Raw genomic sequence first — 22,884 nt, 5'->3', positions numbered from 1 at the left:
CGTGCGTCGCGCAGACTGGCTGCGCCGACACACCACCCATCAGGAAGACGAAGGCGACTTTCTCGGCATGCCGAAGCCGCCCAACAGCGCTGCCAACGGCTGCTTGGAAGCCGGCTTCTGCGGCGCGGCCGAAGCAGCGTCGGCCTCCTCGACCTTGCGAACCGAGGCAGGCGACGGCTCATAAGGCTTCAGGAAGAAATCATCCACAGGCTGCGCGCGATGATGATGCGGCCGGTCGAACGAACCCGACGACGACGCGCCCGTGCGACGGCGGCCGCCTCGATCTTCGCGCCCCTCGCTGCTACGCTCGCGCCGCGGCGCGCGCTCTTCATGGTGATGCCGCACCGGCGCTTCCACCGTCAGGCGCTGCACCTCCAGCGGGCGCTTGATCAGCTTTTCGATATCGGCAAGCTGCTTGCGCTCGTTCGGGCTGCATAGCGACAACGCATCGCCCGAGGCGCCCGCGCGGCCGGTACGGCCGATCCGGTGCACGTAGTCTTCCGCGTTGAACGGCAGATCGAAGTTGATCACCGCCGGCAGTTCGGCGATATCCAGGCCGCGCGCGGCGACGTCCGTCGCCACCAGCGCTTCGATCTCGCCGCGCTTGAACGCGTCGAGCGCCTGCATCCGTTCATTCTGCGAGCGGTCGCCGTGAATCGCGGTCGCGATCACGCCGTCGCGCTCCAGGCTGCGCGCAAGACGGCTCGCGCCGATCTTGCTGTTGCAGAACACGATCACCTGCTTGAGACCGCGTTCGCGAATCAGTTGCACGACCGCGCCGGTCTTGTCGCCCTCGGCGACTTCGTAGACGATCTGCCTTACGTTGGTCGCGGTCGAGTTGCTGCGCGCGACTTCGATAGTCTGCGGGTCGCGCAGATAGGTGGCGGCGAGCTTCTTGATTTCGCCCGAGAAGGTGGCCGAAAACAGCAGCGTCTGACGTTCTTTCGGCAGCAGGTTCAGAATGCGCTGCAGATCCGGCAGGAAGCCCATGTCGAGCATGCGGTCGGCTTCGTCGAGCACGAGAATCTGCACCTGGCCCAGGTTGGCGGTTTTCTGCTGCACATGATCGAGCAGGCGGCCCGGCGTGGCGATCAGAATCTCGACGCCGCGGCGCAGTTGCTCGGATTGCGGATTCATATCCACCCCGCCGAACACCACGGCGCTGCGCAGCGCCGTGTGCTTCGCATACGCCTGCACGTTCGCGGCGACCTGGTCGGCCAGTTCGCGGGTCGGCGTGAGGATCAGCGCGCGCACCGGATGGCGGGCGGGCGAAGCGCTCGTGCTCGCCTGCGGCAGCAGGCGCTGGATGATCGGCAGCGAGAAGCTCGCGGTCTTGCCGGTGCCGGTTTGCGCGGCGCCCATCATGTCACGGCCGGCCAGCACGACGGGAATTGCCTGCTCCTGGATCGGCGTAGGGATGGTATAGCCCGACTCTTTCACGGCTTTCAGGATGTCGGGCGCGAGGCCGAATTGATCAAAAGTCGAAGTGCTGGGCGTGACGGGTGTGTCGGACATGGTGGCTTTCGCTAAAAATGCGCTTGGCGCGTGCGCGCGGCAGCGGTCGAAACCGCAGAGGGCATTGTGATGAAGGCGGAGCCACGGCGTTCCGCACGGACCCGATAGTATTGCGGGGAAAAAATGCGGCCGGCTCCGGCCGGCGGAAACACCCGCCGGAAAGGCCGGTATTGTAGCACTTCAGCAAAAACACTCATGGCGCTTGTGCCGGCTTTCTGCTTACGCCGACGAAAGCCGGGCGCCGACCCTCGCCGCACCCGCCGCACACCGCCGGCAGGCACTGGCGCGCTTCGCTCGCAGCGTAGTTCGCGGACACGCCAGTGGCGTGACAACACGGTGCCTGCCCGCGGCTTTCACCACGTCTCGCGCATCACCATCAGGCGCATCTCGGTCATGTCTTCGATCGCGTAGCGCACGCCTTCACGCCCCAGCCCGGAATCCTTCACGCCGCCATACGGCATGTTGTCGACCCGGAACGACGGCACGTCGTTGATCACCACGCCGCCCACTTCGAGCTCGTCCCACGCGCGGTGCGCATGCGCGAGCGAATCCGTGAACACGCCCGCTTGCAGGCCGAAGTCGCTGTCGTTGACGGTCGCGAGCGCGGCGCCGAAATCGTCGAAACGCTCCAGAATCGCTACCGGCCCGAAGGCTTCCTTGCGGTACAGATCCGTGTCGCGCTTCACGCCTTCGAGCAGCGTGGCCTCGAACATCGCGCCCTCCACCTTGCCGCCCGCGACGATTTTCGCGCCCGCCTGCACCGCGCTTTCCATCCAGCCGGCGAGGCGTTTGGACTCCGATTCCGAGATCATCGGCCCGACAAAGGTCTTTTCGTCTTTAGGATCGCCCATCACCAGCGACTTCGTTCTGGCGATCAGCTTCTCGCGCAACGCATCATAGACCTTCGCGTGGACCAGGATCCGCTGCACGCCGATGCAGCTCTGTCCCGACTGGTAGAACGCGCCGAACGCGAGCCGGTCGACCACATAGTCGAGCTTCTCGCCCTGATCGCCGTCGACGATCGCAGCCGCGTTGCCGCCCAACTCCAGAATCACCTTTTTCTTGCCCGCCTTCTTCTTCAATTCCCAGCCCACCGCGGGCGAGCCGGTGAAGGACAGCAATTTGAAGCGCTCGTCGGTGGTAAACAGATCGGCGCCGTCGCGATGCGCGGGCAGAATCGAGAATGCGCCCTTCGGAAGGTCGGTTTCCGCAAGAATCTCGCCCATGATGAGCGCGCCGACCGGCGTGCGGCTCGCCGGCTTCAACACGAACGGCACGCCTGCCGCAATGGCCGGCGCCACCTTGTGCGCAGTCAGGTTCAGCGGAAAATTGAACGGTGAAATAAACGAACACGGGCCGATCGGCACCCGCTTCACGTAGCCGTGATAACCCTTGGCGCGCGGCGAAATCTCCAGGTTGACGATCTCCCCGTCGATACGCACCGCTTCCTCCGCAGCCACCTTGAACGTATCGATCAGGCGCGTGACCTCGCCTTTCGAGTCGTTGATCGGCTTGCCGGCTTCAATGCACAGCGCGAGCGCCAGCTCGTCGTAGCGTTCGCGAAAGCGCTTCACGCAATGTTCGAGCACCGCCTGGCGCTTGAACGGCGGGAAAGCGCGCAAGGCCGGCATGGCGTCGACGGCATGGCCGATCGCCTGATCGATCGCGGCGGCGTCGGCCATCGCGACGCGCGTGGCGACTTCGCCGCTGAATTTATCGGTGACTTCGAGATCGGTGTTGGCGGCCACCGCAACGTTAGCGAGGTAGTACGGGTAAGTCTTTTGCAACATGACACGTCTCCTTGATCCGATGCCTGCAGAAGCAGGACTGCCAGCAAGGGCCATGCCCCGCGGCCGTTCATTTGCCACTCATCTGCCGTTCATCTGCCGTTCACAATTGCGCCGAAAGCCGCTTGATCTCGCGATTCAGCACGCGCTCGTTGTCCGAATAGTCGATTGGCAGGTCGATCACATGCACGCCGGGTGTCGCGAAACATTCGCGCAGCAACGGCGCGAACTCCGCCGCCGTTTCGATACGGTGACCTTTCGCCCCGTAACTCTGCGCATACGCGACGAAATCCGGATTGCTCAGCGTCATGCCGTAGTCGGGGAAATTCATGTTTTCCTGCTTCCAGCGGATCATGCCGAATGCGTCGTCGCGCAAGATCAGGATCACCAGATCCAGCCTCAGCCGCACCGCCGTTTCGAGTTCCTGCGAATTCATCATGAAACCGCCGTCGCCGCATACGGCCATGACCTTGCGGTCCGGGTGCACGATCTTGGTCGCGATCGCGGACGGCAGACCCGCGCCCATCGACGCCAGCGCGTTGTCGAGCAGCAGCGAATTCGGCTCATGCGCGCGGTAGTAGCGGGCGAACCAGATCTTGTACATGCCGTTGTCCAGACACACGATGCCGTCCACCGGCGTGGTCTCGTACACGTCGTTGACGATCCGCACCGGGTACATGGGAAAGCGGTCGTCGTGCTGGCCTTTGACCAGATGCGCCTCGAAGTGCTCCTTGATTTCCTTGAAGCGCGTGAAGTCCCAATGCTCCTGCCGCTGCTTGAGACTTTCCTTGAGCTGCCACACTGCGTTGGCGATATCGCCCACCACTTCGATCTGCGGGAAGTAGACCGTATCGACTTCCGCACCGAGGAAGTTGACGTGAATCACCGTTTTCTCGCCCGCGTCGCCGCTGCGCATGAAAAACGGCGGCTTCTCGATCACGTCGTGACCGACGTTGATGATGCAGTCCGCGTGGTCGATCGCGCGGTGCACGAAGTCGCCGTCGGACAGCGTCGCATTGCCCAGCCACATGGGATGCGATTCGTCGATCACGCCTTTGCCCATCTGCGTGGTGAAAAACGGAATGCCGATCTGGTCGACGAACTCGCGCAGCATCTTCGTGGTGGTCTTGCGATTGCCGCCCGCGCCGATCATCAGTAACGGATGCTTCGCGCTGGTGATCGCCTCGACCGCGCGCGCCACGGCTTTTTCCTCGGCCACGGGACGGCGGCTGTAGCTCTTCGGAATCGGCTTGCCATCGCCCTCTTCGTGCGCGACGTCTTCAGGCAATTCGAGGTGCGTGGCGCCGGGCCGTTCTTCTTCCGCCTGACGGGCCGCCTCGCGTACCGCCGCCGGAATATTGCTGACCGACACGATCTGCCGCGTGTATTTGGTGAGCGGCTCCATCATGCGCACCACGTCGACGATCTGGAAATGCCCTTGCTTGCTCGACTTGATCGGCTTTTGCCCGGTGACCATCAGCATCGGCATGCCGCCCAGTTGCGCGTACGCCGCGGCGGTCACGAGGTTGGTCGCGCCCGGGCCGAGGGTGGCCAGACATACGCCGATGCGGCCGGTGAGACGCCCGTACGTGGCGGCCATGAAACCGGCCGCCTGTTCGTGGCGCGTGAGGATCAGACGGATTTTCGAGCGGCGCAGCGATTCGAGCAGATCGAGGTTTTCTTCACCGGGAATGCCGAACACATACTCGACACCTTCGGCTTCCAGCGATTTGACGAACAGGTCCGATGCTTTCATTGAGGGTCTCGCTTGATGATACGGACGCGGGCCGCAACCCCGGCGCCGGGGTCCGGAAACGGACGATCGAAGACGACGACAGCCACGCGGACGCCGCCCGGCATGGCTGCATGGCATCACGCGAGCGCGCGGCGAATGCCATGCGCGACAGCTTACTACTCGAACGGAAATGATGTGCGCGGGCGACCGATGCCGCGCGGCAGAAGCGTGACGAGACAGGCGGCGGCACAGGTGGAAAGAGCCGCCGCATCGCGCTCAGCGATTGATGGTCACGCAGTCCGACAGCATGGGCGGTGCGTTTTCGCCGTCCATTGCGTCATACAGGTCGGCGCGCGGCCCCTTGGTCCACCATGTGTAGCTGCCGGCCTGATATTTCGCGCCGGAGGCCGACAGGGTGTTGACGAACAGCATCTGCTTGCCCTTCACCGGCACGAGCGCGAAGCTCTGGCCGTTCGCCGTGTTCCAGTAAGTGACCTGCAGGATCTTGCCGGTCGCACAGGTGTATTTGTGCGTCTGCCGGTTTTTGGCCTGAATCTCCGAGAACTGCAACGGCGCGGCCCACGCACTGCCGTATAGCGCCGCAAAACCCGCCGCCGTGATTACCGCAACCAGCCATTTCTTCATGAGATGCCTCGATCGTTGCTGCCGGTCAAACACGGACGGCGCGCGGCATGTCGCGCCTCGGGCCGCAGCCCAGGACGGACGACGGATCGATCATGGATCGATCACGTCGGCGCAGGCATCGGTCGGCGCGGCGGCCACGTGCCCGACCAGCGGCACGATTTTCAGGCCGGCCGAAGCGACCCGACACGGCGCGGCTGCGAGGCCGCATCCCGTCAACCCGGCACACAGCGCGAACAGCACGCCGAGTGCGCCGAGACGGCCGCCCAAACCGCGCCGCGTGTTGTTGCGGATTTCCAGCGCCATACGCACCTCTACTTCAATGAGCTTCGATGAGCCCGACGAGTCCAATCAGCCGGATTGCGCGCGGCGATTATGCCGGGCGCGCGGGACGGGCAACGCGTGGCCGTTCGTCACTGCGCTTCCCGGTGCGTCTCGCCGGCCTATTTCGCCGGCCTATTTCGCCGACACCGGCCGCACCGCCGCCGCGGCCTGCTTCGCGCGCGAGCGGGCTTCGTCGGTGGTCTCGCCGGTGGCGAGCGCCACGCCCATGCGGCGCTTGACGAAGCTCTCCGGCTTGCCGAACAGGCGCAGGTCCGCGTTCGGCACTGCCAACGCCGCAGCGACGCCTTCGAACGCAATGCCGGCCTCGTCGAGCCCGCCGTAAATCACCGCTGACGCACCCGGCGCCCGCAGCGACGTATCCACCGGCAAACCGAGGATCGCGCGCGCATGCAGTTCGAATTCCGAAAAGCGCTGCGAGCACAGCGTGACGAGACCCGTGTCGTGCGGGCGCGGACTCACTTCCGAAAACCATACGTCATCGCCGCGCACGAAAAGTTCCACGCCGAACAGGCCGCGCCCGCCGAGCGCGGCCGTCACCTTGTGCGCCACTTCACGCGAACGTTCCAGCGCGAGCGGGCTCATGGGCTGCGGCTGCCACGATTCGACATAGTCGCCCGCTACCTGCACGTGGCCGATCGGGTCGCAGAAATACGTGCTGACTTCGCCGCTCGCCGGGTTGATGGCGCGCACGGTCAACTGGGTGATTTCGTATTCGAAGTCGATAAAGCCTTCGACGATCACACGGCCGTGATTCACGCGGCCTCCGGCCATCGCGTATTGCCATGCGGGTTCGACGTCGGCGTCGCTGCGCAGCACCGACTGGCCCTTGCCCGATGACGACATGACCGGCTTCACCACGCACGGATAGCCGACTTTGGCGATGCCCGCGCGCAGTTCGTCGAGCGAATCGGCGAACGCGTACGGCGAGGTCGGCAGGCCGAGTTCCTCAGCGGCGAGACGGCGGATGCCTTCGCGGTTCATGGTGAGCTGCGTGGCGCGCGCGGTCGGGATCACTTCGGCGAGACCGGCGCTTTCTATGGCGGCGAGTTCGTCCGTCGCGATCGCCTCGATCTCGGGGACGATCAGATGCGGGCGCTCCTGTTCGACCAGCGCGCGCAACGCGGCGCGATTGGTCATGTCGATCACATGCGCGCGGTGCGCCACCTGGTGGCCCGGCGCATTCGGGTAACGGTCGACGGCGATCACTTCGACGCCCAGCCGCTGCAGCGCGATGATCACCTCCTTGCCGAGCTCGCCGGCGCCGAGCAGCATGACACGCGTGGCGGATTCAGAAAGGGGCGTGCCGATCCGTTGGCCGATCTGCATGGGGTCTCCAGATAAAAGTCGGATGAGGGTGGGATTGGGTAGAACACGATGTTAACATGCGGACCCCTCGCCGCACCTTGCGCGAGGACGCGTCCCGATCCGCGCGTGCAGGGCGACGGCGGCGCACGATTGCACACAACTGCGACGCACAACGCGCCGCGGCCTGAATAAGCGCGTGGCACGCCAATGCTCTCGCGTGCGGCGAGCTTAGTGCGTTACCCTTACGCCTTCGCCAGTTTGAAGAGGAACGACGCCATGCTCCAAAGCTCCTCCGCGCGACGTGTTGCGCGCTTCACCCCGTATCTGCGCACTGCCCTCGCCGCGTTGAGCGTCGCCGCGCTGTTGAGCGCCTGCGCGATCCCGAAACACCCCGACTCGGAAGCCGTCGCGCCCGATCCATTCAATCCCGCCGCCACCCAACTGCTCGACGACACCAGCTGGGTGCTGAGCGCGTGGAAACAGGCGGACGGCACGGCGCGCGCGATCCCGTCCGCCGACCAGGGCGCGCCGATCACGCTCACGCTTTCCACCTCGACCGGTCAACGGCACGCCAGCGGCTTTTCCGGCTGCAACCGCTACATGGGCTCGTATGCGCTAAAAGACGGCCAGCTGAGCTTCGGCACGCTGGGCGGCACGCGCATGGCGTGCATGACGCCGGGCGGGCAGATCGAAGGCGCGTATCTGAACGCGCTCACGCACATCGATCGCACCGGCGTGCAGATGCGCGCGCCGCAGCAGATGCAACTGGTGCTCGACAACGGCGACACGCTGACCTTCGACCGCAGCACCCAATGAGGACGAAATGAGCAGCACGCGGATCGCCCGCCCGGTGGCAAAGCGCGCTGATGGGCGAACCTGCCTGCGGCGCGCGCCGCGCTCGGGACGGTCCGCATGACAGGTGAAGGCGGTCCCGACAGCCGTTGTATTTCACCGACGGCGGACCGCACGCCGGTCTGCTTTCCAGCTGGACGCAAGCATACTTGCGTCTGCCTTCGAAGCATCGGGCTTCGCCGGTTTAAACCCGACAGACCGCGTTTGCGCGCGTCCGTCATTCGTTGATGTCTAGTATGCACACGGTAGTTTTCGGCTGGTTCGGCGGGTCGGCCGTCTGGTTCATTCCTCTTTTGTGGCGTCTCGTGAAGTCGGCGCTGCCGGGCGGCGCGGGTCTGCGCGGGCCCGGCACGATCCGGCTCTGGCTCGGCTTCGTCTGCGTGCTGGTGGCGAGCTGCACGCTCGAGGCGTCGCTGATCGATGTGGCCGGCGTGAATGGCTTCGGCCATGCGCTGGCCGCGGGTTTCGGCCGTCTGCTCGGGCATATCGGCACGCCGCTGGCGGCGCTCGCGCTGCTGCTCGTCAGCCTGCCCTGGCTGCTCGATTTCCGCTGGCGCGATTTTGCTGCATGGGCCGACGGCGCGTTCGGCCTCGGCCTATCGCGCAGCCTCGCCAAACGCGACGAGGAAGCGCGCCGTCATCGCAGCGCCGACGACGGTTTGCCGTCGCACGTTTCACCGTCCACCAATACGATGGCACCCAAAACCAACGGACGTTATGCGCGGCCCACGGTCTGGCGGCCGCCGGCACGCGGACGCGACGCGGCGTCGGGCGCTGCGGCGGCAGCCGCGGGCAAGGACGCGGCGGCGCGTGGTGCAGGCGCGAGCTGGCGCACTGGGGCGGCAACGCCGCGCAGCCAGGCGACGCAGGCCGAGCCGGTGCTGCGCACTGGCGCCGCGACGACACCGCCGCGGCATGTACCGATGCAAACGCAACCACTTAACGCGGACAAAGCTGCGTGGATGCCGGCCGAGCCGGTCGCGCCGGCTGGCTGGCTGCGCGACGCCGGGCCGCGCGCGGCTGCGCCGGCAGCGGGTTCGATGGCGGGATCGGGTGTATCCGGCGCCGCGGCTCGCGACAGCGCATTGCAGGTTGGACGTCGTTCGGCAGGCGAGCAGCGGCCGGTGGGATCGTCGGGGGGCGCTGCGGGACTGGCTTCAGGCGCGGGCTTCGCTGTTGCGGGTGTTGCGCGTGCTGCGGGCGCGGCGAGTACTGCGAGCGCCGCGGGTGCTGCGGGAGCAGCTACGGCGGTTAAGACAGCGCAAGTAGCTCGTGCAGCACCAGCTAATCACACCACGGCAACGGCGCGTGCCGTGCCGGGCGCGGCCTCGCACACGGCTACGGGTGCTACGGGGAACACGACCGGCGCGGGCCGTCCGTCGACGACCGCCAAAGGCACGACCGCCCCGGTGTCTTCCGTCAATCGCACGGCGGCGCCTCTGCAAGCTTTCTCGCCCGCCTCGCATTCGAGCGACGTCACGCCGACGCAGGCAACACGTCAGCCGCCCAGTTACACGCGGCCGATGCCCACGACACAGAAAGAAGCGCCACCCGCCAGTGTGCAGGAGACGCTGCGCAGCATCGCGGAAAACGCCGCCCGCTGGACCGACCTTGCCGGGGTCAGTCTCGCGCGCAGCAGCGGCGCGGAGACCGCGAAGGTCGCGAGCGCACCCGACGACGTGCCATCTTTCGAGGGACTGCAATCGAGGGTGGATGTGCCGCGAACGGACGCGGTTGAAACGCCTTTGACGCTGGATGCGCCGGTGTCTTCGGGGAAAGTTGTCGAAAGTGGGTGGGCCGGAAGCCCGGTAAAGACGCCGGTCGATTCGCCGCGGATGGAAGCCTCGTTGGATGCACCGCTGGAGGCTGGCCACGAGCCCGCCGTGCAATGGCCGATCGAGCCGCCGATCATTCGGCCGCCGTTGACGGCGGCACCGGTAGTGGAGCCTGCACCTGCATCGCAGTATGTGCCACCGGTCGCGACGCCTACGCCGTTCCAGATCTTCGCGGCGCAGTTGCACGCAAGCGAAGCAGACCCGGATGCATCGCCGTTCGAAGACGATTCCGTGCAGTCGACACCTCTCGCCGACAGCCACGCAAGCCTGGGCGCCGAAGTCGCGCCGACGCTCAGCCAGCCGGCGGATCAATTGGAAGTCATCGCGCCGAAGATTACCGAGGCGCCGACTGCTTCTGCGATCGCCGAACAGGTGAAAGAAACCGCATCGGTTATCGAGCCGCAAGCCGCTGCGCCTGCGCCGGTCGCGGAAGTCGTGATCGATAAAACACTTGTGCCTTGGGAAGCCGAGCTTGATGCCGTCTTGCCGCAACATGCGCCTTCGTCGTTGAGCGGGCCGGCTGTCGGCAGCGTCGCTGCGTCGAGTGCAGTTGTCCACACGCACGACGTCACGCCTTCGCCGGGCGTCGCGCAACCGGACGAATCCGCAGTACAGGTCGAAACGGAAACGGTGGACTCCCCTGCCCTGCCGGACGCATCCGAAGCATCGGGCTTGCTAACCGGTGCGCAAGCTGCAAACACAGCGACCGCGGCGACCGCAGTGCCGCCGCGAGACATCGTGCCGCACGCGTCGGACTCGTCCACCACTCCGCCCGCGGCAAACACAACCACCGCTGCACCGCCCGACATCGCGCAGCACGCATCGAACGTGGTTCGCTTTCCGGGCTTTGCGTTTCACGCCGCGCCCCTCGCGTCCGATGTCGTCGCCGACGAACCGGTCGCCGTAGAAGACCTTCCCAACGAAACCGCGATCTCACCGGCAGCATCGGCACCGCTCACCGCAGTCCCGCTCGCCGCAACACCCCCGGCCGCACCGAACGGTCCCGCAACCGCATCCACGGAACCCGTCGAACCCGCCGTCCAACGTCCGCCGCTGCGCGGCCACAGCCCCGCCAACGGCTTCGAATTCCGCGCGCCCGCGGCGTCGATGGTCGAACTGCCCACGCTCGATCTGCTCGCGCCCGCGGACATCGACGTCCAACCGGTCTCCGAAGAAAAGCTGATCGAAACCGGCCTGCTGATCGAACAACGTCTGCAGGAATTCAAGGTGCCGGTCACGGTCGTCGGCGCGTCGGCCGGCCCGGTCATCACGCGCTTCGAAGTCGAGCCGGCGCTCGGCGTGCGCGGCAGCCAGATCGTCGGTCTGATGAAGGATCTGTCGCGCGGCCTCGGCCTGACATCCATCCGCGTGGTCGAGACGATTCCCGGCAAGACCTGCATGGGCCTCGAGTTGCCGAACGCCAAGCGTCAGACGATCCGCCTATCCGAAATTCTCGAAGCGAGCGTCTATCAGAATTCGCATTCGCAACTGACGCTCGCCATGGGCAAGGACATTACCGGCCATCCGGTGGTCGCCGATCTGGCCAAGGCGCCGCACATGCTGGTCGCCGGCACGACCGGTTCGGGCAAGTCGGTGGCGATCAACGCGATGATCTGCTCGCTGCTCTACAAGGCGACGCCCGAAGAAGTGCGCCTCATCATGATCGATCCGAAGATGCTGGAGCTCTCGGTCTACGAGGGCATTCCGCATCTGCTCGCGCCGGTCGTCACCGACATGAAGCTGGCCGCCAACGCGCTGAACTGGTGTGTCGGCGAAATGGAAAAACGCTACCGCCTGATGTCGGCGGTCGGCGTGCGCAATCTGGCCGGCTTCAACCAGAAAATCCGCGACACCGAAGCCAAGGGCAAGAAGCTCGGCAATCCGTTCTCGCTGACGCCTGAAGCGCCCGAGCCGCTCGCGCCGCTGCCGCTGATCGTGGTCGTGATCGACGAACTGGCCGACCTGATGATGGTGGCCGGCAAGAAGATCGAAGAGCTGATCGCACGGCTTGCGCAGAAGGCGCGCGCTGCCGGCATCCACCTGATTCTGGCGACGCAGCGTCCTTCGGTGGACGTGATCACCGGCCTCATCAAGGCGAACATTCCGACGCGCGTGGCGTTCCAGGTGTCGTCGAAGATCGACTCGCGCACGATTCTCGATCAGATGGGCGCCGAGTCGCTGCTCGGCCAGGGCGACATGCTGTTCCTGCCGCCCGGCACGGGCTATCCGCAACGGGTGCACGGCGCGTTCGTCGCCGACGAGGAAGTGCATCGGATCGTCGAGTATCTGAAGCAGTTCGGCGAGCCGCAGTACGAGGAAGGCATTCTGGACGGCCCGGCCACCGAAGGCGGCGCGGCGCAGGATCTGTTCGGCGAAGCGCCGGACGCGGAAGCCGATCCGCTCTACGACGAAGCCGTCGCCTTCGTGGTGCGCACGCGGCGCGCGTCGATCTCGTCGGTGCAGCGGCAGTTGCGCATCGGTTACAACCGCGCGGCGCGTCTCGTCGAGCAGATGGAAACCGCGGGTCTCGTATCCGCGATGGGCATCAACGGCAGCCGCGAAGTGCTGGCGCCCGGGCCGGCGGAATAAGCGGCTATCGAGAGCCATCGCCCGCGTAAAACCCGCCGCAGAAAAATGGGCCGCCTGTTGTTCAAGCGGCCCGTTTTTTCATCCCGCGCGCGCGGTCACATCGCACGTTTCGTCGTCGCTTACGACGGCGAGACCAGCTTGAAATCCACCGGCGAGCCGATCTCGATCCGCTTCGGATTCGCTTCGAGCAGACCGCTCTGCTGGTCGCGCCTGAACACATACACGGTGTCGCTGTTCTGGTTGCCGACGATCAGCCAGTTGCCGGTCGGGTCGATCGCGAATTCGCGCGGCGATTTGCCGAGGCTCGATTGATGCCCGATCTTCTTGAGATGTCCGTTGGCAGGGTCGACCGAAAAGATCACGATGTCGTTCGCGTCGCCGCGATTGGAGGCGTACAGAAAGCGCCCATCCGGCGACAGGTGGATCGCCGAGCCGCCCACCGCGCCCTTGAAACCGGGTTCGGTCAGCGAAAGCGTCTGCACCTGCGTGAGCTTGCCGTCGTTGTAATTGAACGTGCTGACGGTGCCGGCCAGTTCGCTCGTCAGATAGGCGTGCTTGCCGTCCGCGCCGAACACCAGGTGGCGCGGACCCGTGCCGGCTTTCTCCTGGGTGTAGCGCCAGTCGGTCGGGCCGAACAGGCCGCGGCTGCCATCGGGCGTGTAGCGGTACGAGTACAGTTTGTCCGCGCCGAGATCCTGCGCGAACAGGTAGCGGCCGTCCGGCGAGAACACCGTGGAGTGAACATGCGAATTGTCCTGGCGGCCCTTCACCGGACCACCGCCCTCGTGATGCACCGTGAGTACCGACGCGCCGACCTGGCCGTCGGCCTGCAACGGGAACACCGCAAAGCTGCCGCCCGGGTCGGCCGCCACCGAGTAGTTTGCGCTCAGCAGATATTTGCCGTCCGGCGACAGGCTCAGATAGCAAGGATCATTGCCATCCGCCGACACCTTGTTGAGGAAGCTCAACTGGCCGCTCGCGGCGTCGAAACGAAACGCGCTGATGCCGCCGCGCTGCGAGGCCGGCCCGTTGTCGCCGGGCAATTCGTTGACGGCATAGACGAAGCGCCGGTCGCGGCTCACCACGAGATACGACGGGTTGACCGTCTGCGCGACCGATACCCGCGTCGCTTCGCCGGTCTTCGTGTCGAAGCGATAGACGTACAAGCCTTCGCTCTTGCCTCCGGTATAAGTGCCGACCAGCATGTCATAGACGCCGTCGGCGGGGACCGGGCCGGAATCTTGCGCAAACGCATGCGAAGCAACAATCGAGACCATGAGCACGAAACCTTTTATTATCGAGCGGGCGGAGCGTAATGGAGCAGCCTGCCCCGCGCGCATTGAAGTGCAATCAGCAGAAAGCAGTTGAGAACTCGCAACGGCACGCATCGCGGCCCGGTGACGACGAAGCATATGACCTCCTCCTCATTCGTTATCTGGTTGAACCGGTTATAAGGGTGTCGCTGGTCTGCCGCGCAATCGGTCGAGCGTTGTTGTTATCGAAAGAAGTATAAAAGCGTTGTGTCGGATCATGCCGCGAATCCCGTCTGCAGGTATCCGGCGAGCAGGCACTGCGCAGCATGCGGTAGCAATCGTCCCGCCTGACAGGGCATTTTTTCAATCGCGTCTCACTCACGGAGTCTTCATGAACGTCACACTCAGTCTGGGCCCGCTGGTTTCGTTGATCGCCGGTATTCTGATTCTCGTCATGCCGCGCCTGTTGAACTACATCGTCGCGCTCTATCTGATCATCATCGGCATCATCGGGATCTTCGGCGTGGGGTCGTCGCACTTCTGAGGGCCGGCGGCACTTGGTTCAGGCAGCATGGGACACACGGCCGGGCGCGGTAGCGGCCCGGCGCCATCCTGAACCGCGGCCGGACACGAGGCGTGACGAAGCGTCACGCACGCCGTTGGCCGTGAAGTCGAAGCAGGCGATAAAACGTGGTGGCGCGGCGAAGCGGTGCACCCTCGCCGCAGGCAAGAAGTCGGTTGGCGGTCGGTGCGCTGCGGCAATCGTCCGGCAACCATTGGACAACCACGCTGCGAGCGCGAAGCGCCGCTGGTCAGCCGTTCGAAAGCTGGTCGAGCCGCAGCCGCCCCTGCAACGACAGTGCACCCACGGCATAATTGCCCTCGCCTTCCTGATAACGCCGGAAGCAAGCCCGTTCGACCAGAAAGGCGGCGGCGGCCAGCATGCCGTTGCGGCTCAGGCCCAGACGGCCGTGATCGAGCGGCAACATCGAATCGTCGGCAAGTTCGCTGGCGGCCGAGAGAATCGTGATGCAATCGGATTTCGACGGGTTCAGCATAGCTTTGGTCCTCGGAAACGGCGTGGGTACACGCCATGGGCGGGGCCGGTCCATCATCCGGAAAGCTCCGGGCGTCGGCTTGAAATCTGATTGTAGGCATTGGTTTGACAGATTACCAACTCGCGTTTCGCGGCATTGCGTGGTGAACCAAAGCGCATTGCGCGAGTCCGGTAGAAACAACGAAACCACGCGCGGCGCACCTCGCCGCGCGCCACTCTGACTCGCTCCCCATGCCCGCACACATCGAAGACTATGCGCTCGTCGGCGACGGCCACACGGCCGCGCTCATCTCCCGCGAGGGCTCCATCGACTGGCTCTGCTGGCCGCGCTTCGACTCCGGCGCCTGCTTCGCCGCCCTGCTCGGCACGCCCGACAACGGCCGCTGGCTGATCTCGCCCGTCTCGGACACGCCGCCGACCGTCACCCGCAATTACCGGGGCGAAACGCTGATCCTCGAAACCCATTTCGAAACGCCCGAGGGCGCCGTCACGCTGATCGACTTCATGCCGCCGGGCAACGGCTGGTCGGAACTGGTGCGGGTTGTGGTCGGCAAACGCGGCACGGTGCGCATGAAGATGGAACTGGTGCTGCGCTTCGATTATGGCTTCTCGATTCCCTGGGTTGACCGCCTCAAGCACGACAGCGGCATCAAGGCGATCGTCGGACCGGACACTGCCGTATTGCGCACACCGGTCCAGTTGCGTGGCGAGGACATGAAGACGATCGCGGAGTTCACCGTCAGCGAGGGCGAGCGGGTGCCGTTTTCGCTGGCCTATTCGCCCTCGCATCTGCGCATTCCGCCGGCGCGCGACCCGCACACGTCGCTGGCGCGCACCGAGAATTACTGGCTCGAATGGTCGGCGCGCGGCACGGTGGAAGGACGCTGGGCGGAGCCGATCCGCCGTTCGCTGATCACGCTCAAGGCACTTGCCTACGAGCCGACCGGCGGCATCGTCGCCGCGCCCACGACCTCGCTGCCGGAACAGCTCGGCGGCACCCGCAACTGGGATTACCGCTACTGCTGGCTGCGCGACGCCACGATCACCCTGCTCGCGATGATGCGCGGCGGCTACTACGACGAAGCGCGCGCGTGGCGCTCCTGGCTCGGCCGCGTGATGGCCGGCGCGCCCGATCAGTTGCAGATCATGTACGGCATCGCGGGCGAGCGGCGCTTGCCCGAATTCGAACTCGACTGGCTGCCGGGGTATCAGGACGCGAAACCGGTGCGCGTCGGCAATAACGCGGTCGGCCAACGCCAGCTCGACGTCTACGGCGAAGTGATGAATGCGCTGCATCTCGCGCGGGTAGGCGGCCTGCAGGCGGACGACACCGCGTGGAACGTCCAGCGCGCGCTCCTCTCCCATCTCGACACGATCTGGCGGGAACCCGACGAAGGCATCTGGGAAACGCGCGGCGGCCGTCAGCACTTCACCTTCTCGAAGGTAATGGCGTGGGTCGCCTACGACCGCGCGATCAGGTCGGCGGAAATGTTCAAGCTCGACGGCCCGCTCGACGAATGGCGCGCCACCCGCGCGCAAATCCACGCGGAAGTCTGCGAAAAGGCGTGGAATCCCGAGCTCAACGCGTTCTCGCAGTGCTACGGCACCGACCAGCTCGACGCGAGCGTGCTGTTGATGCCGCTGGTGGGATTCCTGCCGCCGCGCGATCCGCGCGTGAAAGGCACGGTGGCGGCAATCGAGAGGGATCTGATGCGCGACGGGTTCGTGATGCGCTACCGCACCACCGAATACGACGACGGCCTGCCGCCGGGGGAAGGCACGTTTCTCGCGTGTTCGTTCTGGATGGTGGACAACCTGGCGCTGCAAGGCCGCCTCGACGAAGCAATCGCGATGTACGAACAGCTGCTCGCGCTATGCAACGACGTCGGTTTGCTCGCGGAAGAATACGATCCGGGTGCGAAGCGCCTGGTCGGCAATTTTCCGCAGGCGTTTTCGCACGTGGCCCTCGTGCACACCGGCCTGAACCTGATGAAACACGAACAGGCGATGGCGCAGGTGGCCGGGCAACCGCCCCATAACGGCACCGGATCCACCGAACTTGATGCTGCGGCAACCCCGGATAGCGGCGCGGCAACATCGCCAGTAGCATGATTTAATGACAGTTTGCGTGCGAGCCGCGCGCAAATTGCTGCATTGCACAAGTACGCTTAGTTCGATATGATCGATCAGACTGTCGGCCGAAAAACAATGTGCCCACAACCAATTTGGCCTGCCGCAACGCCATGCGCGTGTTTGCGAAGCCCCATGCGAACCGCTTAAACGGAGCACCTATGCTCTACCAACTGCACGAATTCCAGCGGGCTATGTTGAGCCCCCTCACCGCCTGGGCCCAGGCCGCCTCCAAATCTTTCGCGAATCCCGCTAGCCCCCTGGCCTATGTGCCGGGCGCCACGCGCCTTTCAGCCGGTTACGAACTGCTCTACCGGCTGGGTAAAGATTACGAAAAGCCTGAGTTCAATCTTCATCAGATTGTCAAAGACGGTCACAACATCCCGATCATCGAACAGACGATCATCGAGAAGCCGTTTTGCCGCCTGATGCGCTTCAAGCGTTTCGCAGACGACAGCGACGCTGTTACCCAATTGAAAGATGAGCCGATCGTGCTGGTGTGCGCACCGTTGTCGGGACACCACGCCACGCTGCTGCGCGACACAGTGCGCACGTTGCTGCAAGACCACAAGGTCTACCTGACCGACTGGATCGACGCACGCATGGTGCCGCTCGAAGCCGGCGAGTTTCATCTGGACGATTACGTCGCCTACATTCAGGAATTCATCCGCCACATCGGCGCGAAGAATCTGCACGTGATCTCGGTGTGCCAGCCCACCGTGCCCGTGCTCGCCGCCATTTCGCTGCTGGCGAGCCGCGGCGAAGACACGCCGCGCACCATGACGATGATGGGCGGCCCGATCGACGCGCGCAAGAGCCCGACTTCGGTCAACTCGCTCGCCACGCAGCATTCGTACGAGTGGTTCGAGAACAACGTGATCTTCACGGTGCCGCCGAACTATCCGGGTGTAGGCCGCAAGGTTTACCCGGGCTTTCTGCAACACACCGGTTTTGTGGCAATGAATCCGGAACGTCACGCGGCGTCGCACTGGGATTTCTACCAGAGCCTGCTGCGCGGCGACGAAGACGACGCGGAAGCGCACCGCCGCTTCTACGACGAATACAACGCGGTGCTCGACATGGACGCGGACTACTATCTCGACACGATCCGCGTCGTGTTCCAGGAATTCCGCCTGGCCGACGGCACGTGGGACGTCGCCGGCGAACGGGTGAAGCCGCAGGACATCTCGAAGACCGCGCTCTTCACGATCGAAGGCGAGCTGGACGACATCTCCGGCGACGGCCAGACCTATGCCGCGCACGAACTGTGCACAGGCATTCCGGAGAAAGACAAGCGTCACTTCACGGCGGAAAAGTGCGGGCACTACGGCATTTTCTCGGGACGCCGCTGGCGCACCATCATCTATCCGCAGTTGCGCGACTTCATCCTCGAGCACAACAAGGCGCCGAAGGTTGTGAAGGAAAAAGTCGAAGCCTGAGCGCCGCGCACAGCCAGTCGACAACAACGGCCTCTTCGGAGGCCGTTGTCGTTTATGAGGATCCCGAAGCCTCGACGTGCAACGGGCGATGCGACCTATTTCCGCAGCAGGTACGCGAGCAGCAACTCCGTGTTCATCTGAACCACTTCGCTGCGCTCGCTCGCGCTGCTGAAATCGCGACCGAGTGTGGCTTCGAGCGTGAAGCGGTTCGACACGATGTAGTAGCCCATGCCGGACAGCGTGACATAGAAACGCAGCGGATCGACGTTGGTACGAAACAGCCCCGCGCGTTGACCTCGCTCAAGAATACCGCCGAGCGTGGCAACGATCGGCGAGATCATTTCGCGAATGCGCGTGGATTTCTGCATGTAGCGTGCTTCATGCAGATTCTCATTGTTGATGAGACGCAGTAACTCTGGATGATCGCGGTAGTAATCCCAAACAAAATGCGCGAGACGCGTAATCGCCTCGACCGGGGCAATGCCATTGAGTTCGAGCGTGCGCTCCGCTTCATTGAGCGCGCTGAACGCGTGCTCGAGTACGGCGGTAAAAAGCTGCTCCTTGCTACCGAAGTAGTAATAGAGCATGCGCTCATTCGTTTCCGCGCGGCGGGCGATCTGATCGACGCGCGCGCCGAATAGCCCACCATTTGCAAACTCTTCGGCCGCCGCAAGCAGAATGCGGCGCCGGGTGCCTTCAGGATCTCTTTTGATTTTCGGCTGATTCATGGTGGCATCGTCTTCGTGAGCCGCGTTATCCGGATCGTGCCGCCGGCCTCTCCTCGGGCCTTGCACCGACAGCACTGAACGGGCTGGTTGGGGGAATACCCTTCTGCGGTCTTTCGAAAAAGCGCTTCGATTATGGCACATGGATTGCGGATGGCAATTGGGGAAATCGGCGATAATGTGCTATTTAGTTCAAGCTGTGCGGCCGCAAGCCAAAGCCCCACGTCGTGACCGTGACAGATACCAAAACACTCGCAGACCGCGTCGAAGATCTGCTCCCCCAGACGCAATGCACCAAGTGCGGCTACCCCGCATGCCGCCCCTATGCCGAAGCCGTTGCAAGCGGCGCGGCCAACTACAATCAATGCCCGCCGGGCGGCGCCGAAGGCATCGCCCGGCTCGCCGCCCTGCTCGGCAAGCCGGTGATTCCGCTCAATTCCGCCAACGGCGTCGAACGGCCGCGTCCGTTGGCGGTTATCGACGAACAGGTTTGCATCGGCTGCACGTTGTGCATGCAGGCCTGTCCCGTCGATGCAATCGTTGGCGCACCGAAACAGATGCATACGGTCATCGCCGAACTCTGCACCGGCTGCGACCTGTGCGTGCCGCCCTGCCCGGTCGACTGTATTGCGTTGCCGCCCGTCACCGGCCAGGCGACCGGCTGGGACGCGTGGAGCCAGCCCCAGGCCGACGCCGCGCGCGAACGCCATGACCGGCGCGAAGCGCGTCTCGCACGCGAACGCGAGGCCGCCGAGGCACGTGTTGCGGCGCGGCGGGCAGGCAGCAGTCCTGCTGCTCAGGTTACCGAAACAACGCAAGCCGGCGCCGCGGCGCCATCGGCCGCGCCCGCCGTGGAGGACGCCGAAGCAAAGAAACGCGCGATCATCCAGGCCGCGCTCGAACGCGCCCGCAAGAAGAAGGAAGAACTGGCCGCCAAAGGCCAGGCCCCGCTGAACACCGAGCATGTGAGCGCCGACGTGCAAGCCCAGATCGACGCCGCCGAAGCACGCCGCCGCCGTCTCGGACTTGCCGCGGACGACACGGGCACGCCGTCCGACAAGCGCTAACCCCACCTTCACGCCGAGTATGAACGCGAACAAACGCCGCGCCATCTACGAGACGCTCAAGAGTCTCAATCCGCATCCAACCACCGAGCTCGAGTACACCACTCCGTTCGAACTGCTGATCGCCGTGCTGCTCTCCGCGCAGGCCACCGACGTGTCGGTCAACAAAGCCATGCGCAAGATGTTCCCGGTTGCGAACACGCCGCAGAAGGTTTTCGATCTCGGCGAAGAAGGCGTGGCCGGCTACATCAAGACGATCGGCCTTTATCGCACCAAGGCGAAGAACGTCATTGCGACCTGCCGCATTCTGCTCGACCAGTACGGTGGCGAAGTGCCCGAGGATCGCGAAGCGCTCGAAAGTCTGCCCGGCGTCGGCCGCAAAACGGCCAATGTGATTTTGAATACGGCGTTCGGTCATCCGACTATCGCGGTCGACACGCACATCTTTCGGGTTGCGAATCGAACCGGTCTCGCGCCCGGTAAAGACGTTCGCGCGGTCGAAGCGGCACTGGAGAAATTCACCCCCGCCGAGTTCAAGCAGGATGCGCACCACTGGCTGATCCTGCACGGCCGTTATGTGTGCAAGGCGCGCCGGCCCGAATGCTGGCATTGCGTGATCGAGCCGCTGTGCGAGTTCCGGCCGAAAACGCCAGCGCCGGATCTGTAAGCGAGACCGGTGCGTCAATCAATGCCGCCACGCCGCCAGCAGCCCGCGCCACCCCGGCGTAAAATGGCGGCCTGCCTCGCCCACTTCACGGGCTGACGCTTTACAGGCTTACGCCGCACGCCCCCACTCAACGCACCGGTCCCACGATGTTCAATCCCAGCCGCGACGAAGTCCGTCTCTTCTTCATCGACACCTGGCGCAAGCAGCGTCAAGGCGAAATTCTCACGCCGCTGGAGGCAATCGCCGCCGACTGGATCGTCGAGCATCCCGAATACCACGCCGACCTGACCGATGGCGAAGCAGCGCAGGCGCAGGACTACTCGCCCGAACGCGGCCAGACCAACCCGTTCCTGCATCTGTCCATGCATCTGGCCATTACCGAACAGTTGTCGATCGACCAGCCGCCCGGCATTCGCGCGGCACATGAACGGCTCGCCGCACGCCTCGGCTCGACCCACGAGGCGCAGCACGCCATCATGGATTGCCTGGGCGAAACCATCTGGGAAGCGCAGCGCACCGGCACGCCGCCGGACACGGACGCGTATCTGCAGCGCATCGAACGGCGCGCCACACGTGACTGAAACCGGCACCGAACCGGCGAATCACATCGCAAAAGCACCACCCCAAAAGCACCACCCCAAAAGCACAACACCCCGCCGAAGCGGGGTGTTGTTCAATCCGAAAGCAGCACGAGAACCGAGCGACTCGCTTACTTCTTCTGCACCAGATCGCCGTTCAGCGATTCGACATAAGCGGCGATGTCTTTCATGTCGCTTTGCGACAGGCTTTGCACCTGCGCCTGCATGATCGCGTTGTTGCGACCGAAGTGCGGGTTGCCGTTGCCCATCTGGTATTGACGCAACGACCAGTAGACGTAATCGGAATGCTGACCGGCAAGCTTCGGATACTCCGGGCTCACCGGCTTGTTCAGGTTCACGCCGTGGCAAGCCGCGCAGTTGTGGCTGTCCGCCAGCACCTTGCCGTTGCCGGCGTCTGCGGCGTGCGCGAGGTTCGCTGCAATCAGACCGATCATTGCCGCCGACGCGCATGCAGCCTTGAACACCGTGTGGAGTGCCTGTTGGGGCTTATTCATGAATTCTCCTATCCCGCGAATTTAATAGCCGAGTGACTGGATGGATGACCGCAGCCGATCACTTGTCGGGATTGCTTTTCGAAGAGGAATTTTGTGCGGCGTAGTAGGCGGCGATGTCGGCGATATCCTGATCCGACAGCGACGCGGTGATGGCGCGCATTGTTTCGAAATGACGGTCGCCCTTCTTGTAGCCGTGCAGGGCGTTTTCGAGGTACGCCTGGTTCTGGCCGCCGAGCATCGGCACGCGGTAGACCTCAGGGTAAGCCGTGCGGTATTCAGGAATGCCGTGGCAGCCGATACACATCGCGACCTTGCCCTGGCCCGCCTTAGCGTTGCCGACGACATCCGCTGCCTGCGCACTGGCCGCATAGCCCGCGAGCACCGACAGCGCTGCGATCACGACGTGTTTGCCAACGAATTTATTCATAGCATGTAACCTGGCTTGAGGGGAAACGGGCGACCAAAAAGGCAACGGCCCGCGCCGTTATTCTTATAGGGTAGCCACGCAGGCCAAAAAAATCGGGCTAATTGTACCGCGACGCCGCGCCAAACGTCCACCGCGCGGGGCCGGCGGCCCATCCGCCCGTCGCAAAACCACGCCTAGCGCCGTTTTGCTCCGCCGCGCCTGCTCCGCAAGGCGGGGCGGCTGCCGTCGCGTGCCGGTCCGGCGCGGCGGTTCAACACCGCATTCAACGCTGCGACAGCCTGATCACCCGGCGTGACCGCCCGCCGGGTCCGCCGGCCGAGCATCCGGGCCGCCCGCCAGCGCCGTGTACGCGCCTGCCGCGCCCTGCAACGGCGCGGGTGACACCTTACGCGAGCCGGTTTCAGGCCAACAGGTCTTCTGACTT

Annotated in this window: 19 protein-coding genes; 8 read left to right on the top strand and 11 right to left on the bottom strand. The window is 64.5% G+C overall.

Going from position 1 to position 22,884, the window contains the following annotated elements; translation table 11 throughout:
* Nucleotides 1–39: 39 nt before the first annotated feature.
* From PDMSB3_RS05655 to purT, 6 genes are all read right to left on the bottom strand, one after another.
* Nucleotides 40–1,515, bottom strand: a complete 1,476-nt coding sequence (locus PDMSB3_RS05655; RefSeq protein WP_007175692.1) for a DEAD/DEAH box helicase — start codon at nt 1,513–1,515, stop codon at nt 40–42.
* Between the two features lie 353 nt (nt 1,516–1,868).
* On the bottom strand, nt 1,869–3,305 hold the full coding sequence (locus PDMSB3_RS05650) for an aldehyde dehydrogenase family protein (RefSeq protein WP_007175693.1): 1,437 nt from the start codon (nt 3,303–3,305) through the stop codon (nt 1,869–1,871).
* Between the two features lie 100 nt (nt 3,306–3,405).
* On the bottom strand, nt 3,406–5,058 hold the full coding sequence (locus PDMSB3_RS05645) for an acetolactate synthase large subunit (RefSeq protein WP_007175694.1): 1,653 nt from the start codon (nt 5,056–5,058) through the stop codon (nt 3,406–3,408).
* Nucleotides 5,059–5,313: 255 nt separating this feature from the next.
* Nucleotides 5,314–5,682 (bottom strand): MliC family protein, encoded by a 369-nt coding sequence (locus PDMSB3_RS05640; RefSeq protein WP_007175695.1) that lies wholly within the window; start codon nt 5,680–5,682, stop codon nt 5,314–5,316.
* A 90-nt stretch (nt 5,683–5,772) separates the two neighbouring features.
* Nucleotides 5,773–5,985 (bottom strand): DUF6726 family protein, encoded by a 213-nt coding sequence (locus tag PDMSB3_RS05635; RefSeq protein ID WP_007175696.1) that lies wholly within the window; start codon nt 5,983–5,985, stop codon nt 5,773–5,775.
* Between the two features lie 150 nt (nt 5,986–6,135).
* Entirely contained in the window at nt 6,136–7,350 is a 1,215-nt protein-coding gene (gene purT, locus PDMSB3_RS05630; RefSeq protein WP_007175697.1) for a formate-dependent phosphoribosylglycinamide formyltransferase, read from the bottom strand.
* A 255-nt stretch (nt 7,351–7,605) separates the two neighbouring features.
* On the opposite strand from purT, the gene PDMSB3_RS05625 reads away from it, so the two are divergent.
* Complete coding sequence (locus PDMSB3_RS05625) at nt 7,606–8,145, top strand: META domain-containing protein (RefSeq protein WP_007175698.1); 540 nt, start codon at nt 7,606–7,608, stop codon at nt 8,143–8,145.
* A 272-nt stretch (nt 8,146–8,417) separates the two neighbouring features.
* Nucleotides 8,418–12,605, top strand: a complete 4,188-nt coding sequence (locus tag PDMSB3_RS37645; RefSeq protein ID WP_007175699.1) for a DNA translocase FtsK — start codon at nt 8,418–8,420, stop codon at nt 12,603–12,605.
* Between the two features lie 119 nt (nt 12,606–12,724).
* On the opposite strand, the gene PDMSB3_RS05605 is transcribed toward PDMSB3_RS37645, so the two are convergent.
* The gene (locus PDMSB3_RS05605) at nt 12,725–14,017 is read right to left on the bottom strand and encodes a lactonase family protein (RefSeq protein WP_165185351.1); all 1,293 of its coding nucleotides are present in this window, start codon (nt 14,015–14,017) and stop codon (nt 12,725–12,727) included.
* A 232-nt stretch (nt 14,018–14,249) separates the two neighbouring features.
* On the opposite strand from PDMSB3_RS05605, the gene PDMSB3_RS05600 reads away from it, so the two are divergent.
* Nucleotides 14,250–14,402 (top strand): DUF3096 domain-containing protein, encoded by a 153-nt coding sequence (locus tag PDMSB3_RS05600; protein WP_007175701.1) that lies wholly within the window; start codon nt 14,250–14,252, stop codon nt 14,400–14,402.
* Nucleotides 14,403–14,670: 268 nt separating this feature from the next.
* On the opposite strand, the gene PDMSB3_RS05595 is transcribed toward PDMSB3_RS05600, so the two are convergent.
* Nucleotides 14,671–14,916, bottom strand: a complete 246-nt coding sequence (locus PDMSB3_RS05595; RefSeq protein ID WP_007175702.1) for a hypothetical protein — start codon at nt 14,914–14,916, stop codon at nt 14,671–14,673.
* Between the two features lie 230 nt (nt 14,917–15,146).
* Here PDMSB3_RS05595 and PDMSB3_RS05590 point away from each other — a divergent pair, with 230 nt between their 5' ends.
* Both PDMSB3_RS05590 and PDMSB3_RS05585 read left to right on the top strand, forming a co-directional pair.
* Nucleotides 15,147–17,027, top strand: coding sequence for a glycoside hydrolase family 15 protein (locus PDMSB3_RS05590; RefSeq protein ID WP_165185350.1), 1,881 nt, complete (start codon nt 15,147–15,149; stop codon nt 17,025–17,027).
* Between the two features lie 179 nt (nt 17,028–17,206).
* Nucleotides 17,207–18,484 carry a polyhydroxyalkanoate depolymerase gene (locus PDMSB3_RS05585; RefSeq protein WP_007175704.1) on the top strand — a complete coding sequence of 426 codons (1,278 nt, stop codon included), beginning with the start codon at nt 17,207–17,209 and terminating at the stop codon, nt 18,482–18,484.
* A 95-nt stretch (nt 18,485–18,579) separates the two neighbouring features.
* Here PDMSB3_RS05585 and PDMSB3_RS05580 read toward each other — a convergent pair whose 3' ends face one another.
* On the bottom strand, nt 18,580–19,212 hold the full coding sequence (locus PDMSB3_RS05580) for a TetR/AcrR family transcriptional regulator (RefSeq protein ID WP_035516348.1): 633 nt from the start codon (nt 19,210–19,212) through the stop codon (nt 18,580–18,582).
* A 224-nt stretch (nt 19,213–19,436) separates the two neighbouring features.
* On the opposite strand from PDMSB3_RS05580, the gene rsxB reads away from it, so the two are divergent.
* The 3 genes from rsxB to PDMSB3_RS05565 all read left to right on the top strand — a co-directional run bounded on the left by rsxB (nt 19,437) and on the right by PDMSB3_RS05565 (nt 21,521).
* Nucleotides 19,437–20,276 carry an electron transport complex subunit RsxB gene (gene rsxB / locus PDMSB3_RS05575; protein ID WP_007175706.1) on the top strand — a complete coding sequence of 280 codons (840 nt, stop codon included), beginning with the start codon at nt 19,437–19,439 and terminating at the stop codon, nt 20,274–20,276.
* 19 nt (nt 20,277–20,295) lie between these two features.
* A complete protein-coding gene (gene nth / locus PDMSB3_RS05570; RefSeq protein WP_007175707.1) occupies nt 20,296–20,940 on the top strand; it encodes an endonuclease III in 645 nt (214 codons plus the stop codon).
* 146 nt (nt 20,941–21,086) lie between these two features.
* Entirely contained in the window at nt 21,087–21,521 is a 435-nt protein-coding gene (locus PDMSB3_RS05565; RefSeq protein WP_007175708.1) for a DUF1841 family protein, read from the top strand.
* Nucleotides 21,522–21,649: 128 nt separating this feature from the next.
* Here the strand turns inward: PDMSB3_RS05565 and PDMSB3_RS05560 are convergent, their stop codons facing one another.
* Both PDMSB3_RS05560 and PDMSB3_RS05555 read right to left on the bottom strand, forming a co-directional pair.
* A complete protein-coding gene (locus PDMSB3_RS05560; RefSeq protein ID WP_007175709.1) occupies nt 21,650–22,033 on the bottom strand; it encodes a c-type cytochrome in 384 nt (127 codons plus the stop codon).
* Nucleotides 22,034–22,091: 58 nt separating this feature from the next.
* Complete coding sequence (locus PDMSB3_RS05555) at nt 22,092–22,460, bottom strand: c-type cytochrome (protein ID WP_007175710.1); 369 nt, start codon at nt 22,458–22,460, stop codon at nt 22,092–22,094.
* Nucleotides 22,461–22,884: the final 424 nt, after the last annotated feature.

Origin of the sequence: Paraburkholderia dioscoreae (genome assembly GCF_902459535.1) — a bacterium.
Classification (GTDB): Bacteria; Pseudomonadota; Gammaproteobacteria; order Burkholderiales; family Burkholderiaceae; genus Paraburkholderia; species Paraburkholderia dioscoreae.
Note: the sequence above shows the minus strand (reverse complement) of the source record. Positions and strands in the feature narration are given on the sequence as shown.

Bases quoted from the DNA above. Each gene is read 5' to 3' on its own strand.
- PDMSB3_RS05655 (WP_007175692.1), bottom strand. From the start codon at position 1,515: ATGTCCGACACACCCGTCACGCCCAGCACTTCGACTTTTGATCAATTC.
- PDMSB3_RS05650 (WP_007175693.1), bottom strand. From the start codon at position 3,305: ATGTTGCAAAAGACTTACCCGTACTACCTCGCTAACGTTGCGGTGGCC.
- PDMSB3_RS05645 (WP_007175694.1), bottom strand. From the start codon at position 5,058: ATGAAAGCATCGGACCTGTTCGTCAAATCGCTGGAAGCCGAAGGTGTC.
- PDMSB3_RS05640 (WP_007175695.1), bottom strand. From the start codon at position 5,682: ATGAAGAAATGGCTGGTTGCGGTAATCACGGCGGCGGGTTTTGCGGCG.
- PDMSB3_RS05635 (WP_007175696.1), bottom strand. From the start codon at position 5,985: ATGGCGCTGGAAATCCGCAACAACACGCGGCGCGGTTTGGGCGGCCGT.
- purT (WP_007175697.1), bottom strand. From the start codon at position 7,350: ATGCAGATCGGCCAACGGATCGGCACGCCCCTTTCTGAATCCGCCACG.
- PDMSB3_RS05625 (WP_007175698.1), top strand. From the start codon at position 7,606: ATGCTCCAAAGCTCCTCCGCGCGACGTGTTGCGCGCTTCACCCCGTAT.
- PDMSB3_RS37645 (WP_007175699.1), top strand. From the start codon at position 8,418: ATGCACACGGTAGTTTTCGGCTGGTTCGGCGGGTCGGCCGTCTGGTTC.
- PDMSB3_RS05605 (WP_165185351.1), bottom strand. From the start codon at position 14,017: ATGCTTCGTCGTCACCGGGCCGCGATGCGTGCCGTTGCGAGTTCTCAA.
- PDMSB3_RS05600 (WP_007175701.1), top strand. From the start codon at position 14,250: ATGAACGTCACACTCAGTCTGGGCCCGCTGGTTTCGTTGATCGCCGGT.
- PDMSB3_RS05595 (WP_007175702.1), bottom strand. From the start codon at position 14,916: ATGCTGAACCCGTCGAAATCCGATTGCATCACGATTCTCTCGGCCGCC.
- PDMSB3_RS05590 (WP_165185350.1), top strand. From the start codon at position 15,147: ATGCCCGCACACATCGAAGACTATGCGCTCGTCGGCGACGGCCACACG.
- PDMSB3_RS05585 (WP_007175704.1), top strand. From the start codon at position 17,207: ATGCTCTACCAACTGCACGAATTCCAGCGGGCTATGTTGAGCCCCCTC.
- PDMSB3_RS05580 (WP_035516348.1), bottom strand. From the start codon at position 19,212: ATGAATCAGCCGAAAATCAAAAGAGATCCTGAAGGCACCCGGCGCCGC.
- nth (WP_007175707.1), top strand. From the start codon at position 20,296: ATGAACGCGAACAAACGCCGCGCCATCTACGAGACGCTCAAGAGTCTC.
- PDMSB3_RS05565 (WP_007175708.1), top strand. From the start codon at position 21,087: ATGTTCAATCCCAGCCGCGACGAAGTCCGTCTCTTCTTCATCGACACC.
- PDMSB3_RS05560 (WP_007175709.1), bottom strand. From the start codon at position 22,033: ATGAATAAGCCCCAACAGGCACTCCACACGGTGTTCAAGGCTGCATGC.
- PDMSB3_RS05555 (WP_007175710.1), bottom strand. From the start codon at position 22,460: ATGAATAAATTCGTTGGCAAACACGTCGTGATCGCAGCGCTGTCGGTG.